Raw genomic sequence first — 7,604 nt, 5'->3', positions numbered from 1 at the left:
GGCCTACGCCCTCGAACGACCGACCGATCCCTGATCTCGAAACCCACCACGTCCCCTGCCGGGTCGAGGTGTTGCAACGATCGCTAGAAGGCAAGGGGAGTGGCGGGGCCGTTCTGCTTACGGTCGGCGCGGCGGGTCGGTGCCCGCTCGGCCGTGCGGCGGCGGTCGTCCGGGTTATTCGACGTAGACGACGACGTACCGGTTGGGCTCCTCGCCCTCCGACTCGCTGCGCAGGCCCATGGCGGCGATCGTGTCGTGGACGACCTTGCGCTCGAACGGCGTCATCGGCGACAGGGCCTTCGGCTCGCCGGTACGCTTCACCTCTTCACCGACCTCGGTGCCGAGCTTGGAAAGCTCCGACCGGCGGCGCTCGCGGAAGCCGCCGACGTCGAGCATGAGCCGGCTCCGCTCGCCCGTGCGACGGTGCACCGCCAGGCGGGTCAGCTCCTGGAGGGCCTCCAGCACCTCGCCCTTGCGTCCGACGAGCTCGTCCAGCGTGGCGCCGACGACGGACACCAGGGCCCGCTCGCCCTCGACGTCCATGTCGATGTCGCCGTCGAGGTCGGCGATGTCCAGCAGGCCCTCGATGTAATCCGCCGCGATTTCGCCTTCCTGCTCGAGCGCCTTGATGTCGACCTTCACGGTCTCCTCGGTCTCGGCTTCGGCTTGGCTCACTCCGGGCTCCTCTTGCGTGCTGCGGCTGGACTGGGAAGTCACGCTATCGCTTCCTCTTGCTCCGCGACTGGCGTGTCGGCTGGTGGCGTGCGACCTTCGGCGTGTCGTCCACCGGCTCCTCCGCCGCGGCCTCCTCCTTGTTCTTCGCCTTACCCACGAGCGCGCTGCCCGTCGCGGGCTTCGCCGCACCGTTCTTGACGGCGGTACGGGAGGTCTTCGCGGCGCCCGCCTTGGCGGTCCCGGCCTTGGCCCCGGCGGCCGGCTTGGCGCCCGGCTTGGCAGTGGCGGCGGTGCCGTTGCCCTGGGCGTCGGGCGTCGGCATCGGGTACTTCTTGTACACGTAGTGCGACTGGGCCAGAGTCCAGGAGTTCGTGGTGACCCAGTAGATCAGAACGCCCAGCGGCAGCGTGAGGCCGAAGAGGCCGAACAGCGGCGAGAGGTACACCAGGTACTTCTGCGACGCCATCATCGGGTTGTCGGCGGTCATCGTCTGCATCGACCGGCCGACGCTGGACTTCATCGTGAAGAACGTCGTGGTCGAGCTGATCACCACGGCGGCGCCGGTGACGACCATCGCGCCCACGTGCCCGCTGGAGAAGGCGTCCTTGAACGTCGAGGGGATGTGCGCGCCGAAGATGTGGGCGTGCTGGGCACTGGCGATCAGATCGGCCGAGATGCCGTACTTCGACTGGCCCGGCTTCGTCGTGGAGATCGCGCGCAGCACGTTGTACAGCGAGATGAAGATGGGGAACTGCACCACCAGCGGAAGGCACCCGGACAGCGGGTTGGCGCCCGCCTCCTGGTAGAGCTTCATCATCTCCTGGTTGAGGCGCTGCTTGTCCTTCTTGTACTTCTTGCGCAGCGCCTGCACCTGCGGCTGCAGTTCCTGCATCTTGCGGGACGCGTGGATCTGCTTCACGAACAGCGGGAAGATGATGATCCGCATGAGGACGGTCAGCAGGAAGATCGACAGGCCCCACGCCCATCCGCTGTCCGCCGGGAAGATCAGGCTCAGGCCGGCGTGGATCTGTACGATCACCCACGCTACGGCCTCGAACAGCGGACTGAGGAAGCTGAGACTCACCGGCTGGCTCCTATGTGCTCTCCGAAACAGTGCCGCTCTCGCGCGGCGTGAGGTCTTGTGGTGCTCGGCCCTTCCGCGGCGGGACGGGGTCGTATCCGCCGGCGTGGAAGGGGTGGCAGCGGGCGATGCGACGCACCGCGAGCCAGCCTCCGCGGAGGGCGCCGTGGGTGCGAAGCGCCTCTAGGGCGTAGGCGCTGCAGGTCGGCTGGTAGCGGCAGACCGGGCCGAGAAGCGGGCTGATGAACCGACGATAGAAGAGGATGGGCACTATCAGGGCCCGAGCCGCGAGCGTCGGCTTGTCCGTCATGTCCGCCTCTTGACCTGTCGCCGCAGGAGCCGGTCGAGTGCCGCGTCGAGATCCGCAGCGAGTTCCTCATGGCGTGCGGTCGCCGCCTTCGCGTTGGCCCGCACGACAAGCAGGCTACCCGGTGCGAGCCGATGCAGGTGTTCTCGCGCGATATGCCGGAGTCTGCGACGAACCTTGTTGCGGACGACCGCGACACCGACCTGGCGGCCGACGGTGAAACCGATTCGGGCGGGTTCGTCGACGTCGTCCCGGAACTGCAGGTGCAGAACGAGATTAGGCCGTCCGGCACGATCGCCGCGCCGAACGGCCGAGGTGAACTCTTCTCGCCGCCGCATCCGGTGTCCGGACGGCAGCACAGCCGCCGCTGCTCAGACCGCGACTTGGGCGCGGCCCTTGCGGCGGCGCGACGACAGAATCGCGCGCCCCGCCCGGGTGCGCATGCGAAGCCGGAAGCCGTGCTTCTTGTGCCGGCGGCGGTTGTTCGGCTGGTACGTACGCTTGCTCACTCGAGACTCCAGTGGGGTGCTGCGGTCAACATGCTGATGTCGCATCGGGCGCCGTGACCCCCGAACACGCAAGGGATCGGCGACCTGCGGGCGCGCAGCACCGCCGTCGATGCGACTCGACCGTCGTACGTTACGTTCTGCGCCGCCCTCCGGTCAAACCGAACACACATATCCCCAATGACGCCGGGGCTTGTGCACAAGTTGTGGACAACCCTGTGGATGACGCGTGAGAGAGTGTTCGTCTGACGTTTCGCGGGAGGACTAACGCCCACTACCGGGGCGCCGGCCGCTTCGAGGGAGGGAACCAGGATATGGACGGGCTGGATCTTGCGCTCGTGTGGACGAGGGCCCTGGAGGCCCTGCCCGCCGATCTGCCCCCGCAGCATCGCGCCTGGCTCTCCATGACCCGGCCGCTGGCCCTGGTCGAGGACACGGCGCTGCTCGCGACGCCGAACGAGTTCGCCAAAGAGGTGCTGGAGAACCGCCTCCACCCGTTCATCACCGAGGTGCTGTCCGCCCAGCTCGGCCGGGAGATCCGGGTGGTGGTCACGGTGCAGCCCGACCCGTCGCCGTCCGCCGAGCGCCAGGTCCCCGCGGAGCCGGAGACCGATCACGAGCAACCGTCCCACGGCCCCGGCGGCTACCGCCTCGAAGGTCCCCGCTTCTCCACCGCGCCGCAGCGCGGACCGTCCGGCGACCCCGGCCCGTACGGCGAGCCGGGCCCCGGCCCCTACGGTGACCCGGGCCCCGGCTCGTACGGCGACCCTGGTCCGGCCCCGTACGGCGATCCGAACGCCCCGGCCCCTGCCGGACCGAACCTCGGCGGGTACGGCGACCCGGGCGCCGGTGGGCCGGGAGCCGGCGGATACGGGAACCGGGGAACCGGCTCGTACGGCGGTGACCGATACGGCTCCGACCGGTACCGCCCGGACCAGCAGTACGGCGGTGGCGACCCCTTTGGCAACGATGCCTATGCCGGCGAGGCCTACCGCGACCAGTACGGCGCGCCGAGCGGTCCAGGCGGCCAGGGCGGCCCGTACGCGCAGGACCAGCAGCGCCGCCCCGACCAGCAGGGACTGCCGAACGTTCCGGGCCGGCGCGACCCCTTCGTGCCGACGCCCGGCGCGGCGCCCGGTGGCGGCTGGCAGTCCCGGCCGTCGTCGGACCCGGCCGAGAAGACGAGTGAGCCCGCGCGGCTGAACCCGAAGTACACCTTCGACACGTTCGTCATCGGATCGTCCAACCGGTTCGCGCACGCGGCGGCCGTGGCGGTGGCGGAGGCTCCGGCCAAGGCGTACAACCCGCTGTTCATCTACGGCGACTCCGGCCTGGGCAAGACGCACATGCTGCACGCCATCGGCCACTACGCGCAGAGCCTGTTCAACGGGGCGCGGGTGCGGTACGTCAGCTCCGAGGAATTCACCAACGACTTCATCAACGCGATCCGGGACGGCAAGGCCGACAACTTCCGCCGCCGCTACCGGGACGTCGACATCCTCCTCGTCGACGACATCCAGTTCCTGGAGAACAAGGAGCAGACGCAGGAGGAGTTCTTCCACACCTTCAACACCCTCCACAACGCGAACAAGCAGATCGTGATCTCCAGCGACCGCGCGCCCAAGCAGTTGGTGACGCTGGAGGACCGGCTCCGGAACCGCTTCGAGTGGGGGTTGATCACGGACGTCCAGCCGCCCGAGTTGGAGACCCGTATCGCGATCCTGCGCAAGAAGGCGGTGCAGGAGGGCCTGGTCGCGCCGCCGGAGGTGCTGGAGTACATCGCCTCGAAGATCTCGACGAACATCCGGGAGCTGGAGGGGGCGCTGATCCGCGTGACGGCGTTCGCCAGCCTGAACCGCCAGTCGGTGGACCTGCAGCTCGCCGAGATCGTGCTGAAGGACCTCATCCCCAACGACAGCGGCCCCGAGATCACCGCGGCGACGATCATGGCGCAGACGGCGACGTACTTCGGGATCGACATGGAGCAGCTGTGCGGGCCGTCGCGTTCGCGGGTGCTGGTGACCGCCCGGCAGATCGCGATGTACCTGTGCCGGGAGCTCACCGACCTGTCGCTGCCGAAGATCGGGCAGCAGTTCGGCGGCCGTGACCACACGACGGTCATGCACGCGGAGAAGAAGATCCGCAAGCTGATGGCGGAGAAGCGGCCGATCTACAACCAGGTCACCGAGCTGACGAACCGCATCAAGCAGCAGGCCCGCAACGGTGGTGCGTGAGTTGTCCCCAGCGGTCGTCCACCGGACGCCTCGCTTGTCCCCAGCGGTCCACAGGCGTCCACAGGAGATGCACAGGGGTTATCCCGAGATCGTGGATTACACAGGGTGGGGATAAACCTGTGGATGGATCGCGGTGGACAACCCTGTGGAACAGGGGGGTGAATCGGTGGATGAGATGGGGACGGACGGTGGACGAGGTGGGGACAGATTCTCGTCATCCCCAGCCATCCACGGGATCCACAGGGTCGATGCACACCGGCAGTGGATACAGAAACGGGGTCTGACCTGCGGAGACTAGGCTTCTCCACAGTATCCACGGCCCCTATGACGATGACTCTCCTTGTATCTACAAAGAAAGAAAGTCAAAACGTAGAGGGGCATGCGGGCCCACCGGCCCGCCCCGTACGGTTTCTTAAGTTCCACCACACAAGGTGATCAAAACCTCAGGAGACGGTCCAAAGTGAAGTTCCGCATCGAGAGAGACGTTCTCGCCGACGCCGTTGCCTGGACCGCGCGCTCGCTGCCGGTCCGGCCGCCCGTGCCGGTCCTGGCCGGGATGCTCATCGAGGCCGGCGACCAACTGAAACTGTCCTCGTTCGACTACGAGGTCTCGGCGCAGATGACGATGGACATCGACGCCGACGAGCCGGGCACCGCGCTGGTGTCGGGCCGGCTGCTCGCCGAGATCTGCCGCAGCCTGCCCGCCGCCCCCGTCGAGATCACCACCGACGGGGCCAAGGTCACGCTGAAGTGCGGCTCGGCGAAGTTCACACTCCTCACCATGCCTGTGGAGGACTACCCGAGCCTCCCGGCGATGCCGCCGGCCGCGGGCACCATCGGCAGCGACGCGTTCGCCGCCGCCGTCTCCCAGGTCGCGATCGCTGCGGGCCGCGACGACACCCTCCCCATGCTCACCGGTGTGCGTGTGGAGATCGAGGGCGAGACCGTGACCCTGGCCTCCACCGACCGGTACCGTCTCGCGGTCCGTACGCTCCGCTGGCAGCCGGAGCGGCCCGACATCTCCGCGGTCGCCCTCGTGCCCGCCAAGACGCTCTCGGACACCGCCAAGTCCCTCACCTCGGGCGCGGAGGTCTCGATCGCGCTGGCGGCCGGCGGCAGCGGCGAGGGCATGATCGGCTTCGAGGGCGGCGGCCGCCGTACGACGACCCGCCTGCTCGACGCGGAGTTCGTGAAGTACCAGTCCCTGTGGCCGAAGGAGACCTCGGCCGTGGCGGAGATCCAGACGGGTCCGTTCGCCGAGGCCGTGAAGCGCGTGGGCCTGGTCGCGGAGAAGAACACCCCCGTCCGCCTGTCGTTCCGGCAGGAGGAGGTCGTGCTCGAGGCGGGCAGCGGCGACGACGCACAGGCTGTGGAAGTTCTGGGCGCGTCGCTGGACGGTCAGGACATCGACATCGCGTTCAACCCGAACTTCCTGCTCGACGGCCTCAGCGCGATCGGGTCGGACGTCGCCCGGCTGGCCATGACGACCTCGACGAAGCCCGCGGTCATCACCGGCAAGCCCGCCGACGACGGAGATCCGGACTACCGCTACCTGATCATGCCCATCCGGCTGTCAAGCTGAATCTCGGGGGTAACTAGGCTCAGACGGACACAGAGCGCCATCTGAGGAGATGTTCATGGAACTCGGGATGATCGGGCTCGGCCGCATGGGCGGCAACATGGCCAAGCGGATCAAGCAGGCCGGGCACACGGTCGTCGGCTATGACCGTGACCCGGCGGTCAGCGACGTCGGCTCGCTGGAGGAGCTCGTCCAGCGGCTGAACGCCCCACGGGCGGTATGGGTCATGGTCCCCGCCGGCGGCCCGACCCGGGAGACGGTCGACCGGCTCGGCGAGCTGCTCGAGGCGGGCGACGTCGTGATCGACGGCGGCAACTCGCACTACCAGGACGACCAGAAGCACGCCGAGCTGCTGGCCGAGCGCGGCATCGGCTTCGTCGACGCCGGCGTCAGCGGCGGCGTCTGGGGCCTGCAGAACGGCTACGCGCTGATGGTCGGCGGCGGCGACGAGAACGTCAAGCAGCTCATGCCGATCTTCGAGGCGCTCAAGCCGGAGGGCGAGTACGGCTTCGTGCACGCGGGCGCCGTCGGGGCCGGGCACTTCGCCAAGATGGTCCACAACGGCATCGAGTACGGCATGATGCAGGCCTTCGCGGAGGGCTGGGAGCTGCTCGAGGCCAGCGGCGTCGTCAACAACGTCCCGGAGACGTTCCGCAGCTGGCGCGAGGGCACGGTCATCCGGTCCTGGCTGCTCGACCTGGCCGACCGCGCGCTGAAGGAGGACCCGGAGCTGGCCCACCTCAAGGGTTATGCACAGGACTCCGGCGAGGGCCGGTGGACGGTGCAGGCGGCCGTGGACCTCGCGGTGCCGCTGCCCGTCATCACCGCGTCGCTGTTCGCGCGGTTCGCCTCGCGGCAGGACGACTCGCCGGCGATGAAGATGATCGCCGCGCTGCGCAACCAGTTCGGCGGCCACGCGGTGGAGACGCTGAAGGGCGCCGACTCCCCCGGCGCGGACGTCGCCCCGCCGCAGTCCTGAGCCCCGCCGTGGTCCCACGGGTCGCCGAGGCCCTGTGGACGGGCGCGACCCCGCGCCCCGGTGCTCCGGGGCGCATTCGTCCCCGATCATCCACAGGGCTGTGGAAAATCCGACCCGTTCTGGGGACGACGGTTACGGAGCCCTGGCAGCGGCCAGGGCCTCCCCGCGGTGCCGGGACGACCGTGTCGTCCAGGCCGCACCCGTGCCCGGCGGGGCCGGTGTGCGGCCGGGCAGCGGCGAGCG

General features: G+C 68.8%; 8 protein-coding genes. 3 read left to right on the top strand and 5 right to left on the bottom strand.

The window, feature by feature from the left end; translation table 11 throughout:
* Positions 1 to 174: 174 nt before the first annotated feature.
* From AB0K82_RS12260 to rpmH, 5 genes are read right to left on the bottom strand one after another with little or no spacing between them, the layout of a single operon-like run.
* Positions 175 to 675 carry a R3H domain-containing nucleic acid-binding protein gene (locus AB0K82_RS12260; protein WP_364395729.1) on the bottom strand — a complete coding sequence of 167 codons (501 nt, stop codon included), beginning with the start codon at positions 673 to 675 and terminating at the stop codon, positions 175 to 177.
* 43 nt (positions 676 to 718) lie between these two features.
* Positions 719 to 1,759, bottom strand: a complete 1,041-nt coding sequence (gene yidC, locus AB0K82_RS12255) for a membrane protein insertase YidC (protein ID WP_364395727.1) — start codon at positions 1,757 to 1,759, stop codon at positions 719 to 721.
* A gap of 10 nt (positions 1,760 to 1,769) precedes the next feature.
* Entirely contained in the window at positions 1,770 to 2,066 is a 297-nt protein-coding gene (yidD, locus tag AB0K82_RS12250) for a membrane protein insertion efficiency factor YidD (protein WP_364395725.1), read from the bottom strand.
* A complete protein-coding gene (rnpA, locus tag AB0K82_RS12245) occupies positions 2,063 to 2,401 on the bottom strand; it encodes a ribonuclease P protein component (RefSeq protein WP_345367418.1) in 339 nt (112 codons plus the stop codon). Before rnpA ends, yidD begins: the two co-directional genes overlap by 4 nt.
* 33 nt (positions 2,402 to 2,434) lie before the next feature.
* Positions 2,435 to 2,572 carry a 50S ribosomal protein L34 gene (gene rpmH / locus AB0K82_RS12240; RefSeq protein ID WP_252781307.1) on the bottom strand — a complete coding sequence of 46 codons (138 nt, stop codon included), beginning with the start codon at positions 2,570 to 2,572 and terminating at the stop codon, positions 2,435 to 2,437.
* 311 nt (positions 2,573 to 2,883) lie between these two features.
* Here rpmH and dnaA point away from each other — a divergent pair, with 311 nt between their 5' ends.
* The 3 genes from dnaA to gnd all read left to right on the top strand — a co-directional run bounded on the left by dnaA (position 2,884) and on the right by gnd (position 7,361).
* A complete protein-coding gene (dnaA, locus tag AB0K82_RS12235) occupies positions 2,884 to 4,803 on the top strand; it encodes a chromosomal replication initiator protein DnaA (protein WP_364395723.1) in 1,920 nt (639 codons plus the stop codon).
* Between the two features lie 460 nt (positions 4,804 to 5,263).
* On the top strand, positions 5,264 to 6,385 hold the full coding sequence (gene dnaN, locus AB0K82_RS12230; RefSeq protein WP_364395721.1) for a DNA polymerase III subunit beta: 1,122 nt from the start codon (positions 5,264 to 5,266) through the stop codon (positions 6,383 to 6,385).
* 55 nt (positions 6,386 to 6,440) lie between these two features.
* Complete coding sequence (gnd, locus tag AB0K82_RS12225) at positions 6,441 to 7,361, top strand: phosphogluconate dehydrogenase (NAD(+)-dependent, decarboxylating) (protein WP_364395719.1); 921 nt, start codon at positions 6,441 to 6,443, stop codon at positions 7,359 to 7,361.
* Positions 7,362 to 7,604 lie beyond the last annotated feature (243 nt).

The organism is Actinoallomurus sp. NPDC052274, from assembly GCF_040679475.1.
Taxonomy (GTDB): domain Bacteria; phylum Actinomycetota; class Actinomycetes; order Streptosporangiales; family Streptosporangiaceae; genus Actinoallomurus; species Actinoallomurus liliacearum.
The sequence above is the reverse complement of the archived record's forward strand: the minus strand, read 5'-3'. Positions and strand labels throughout refer to the sequence as shown.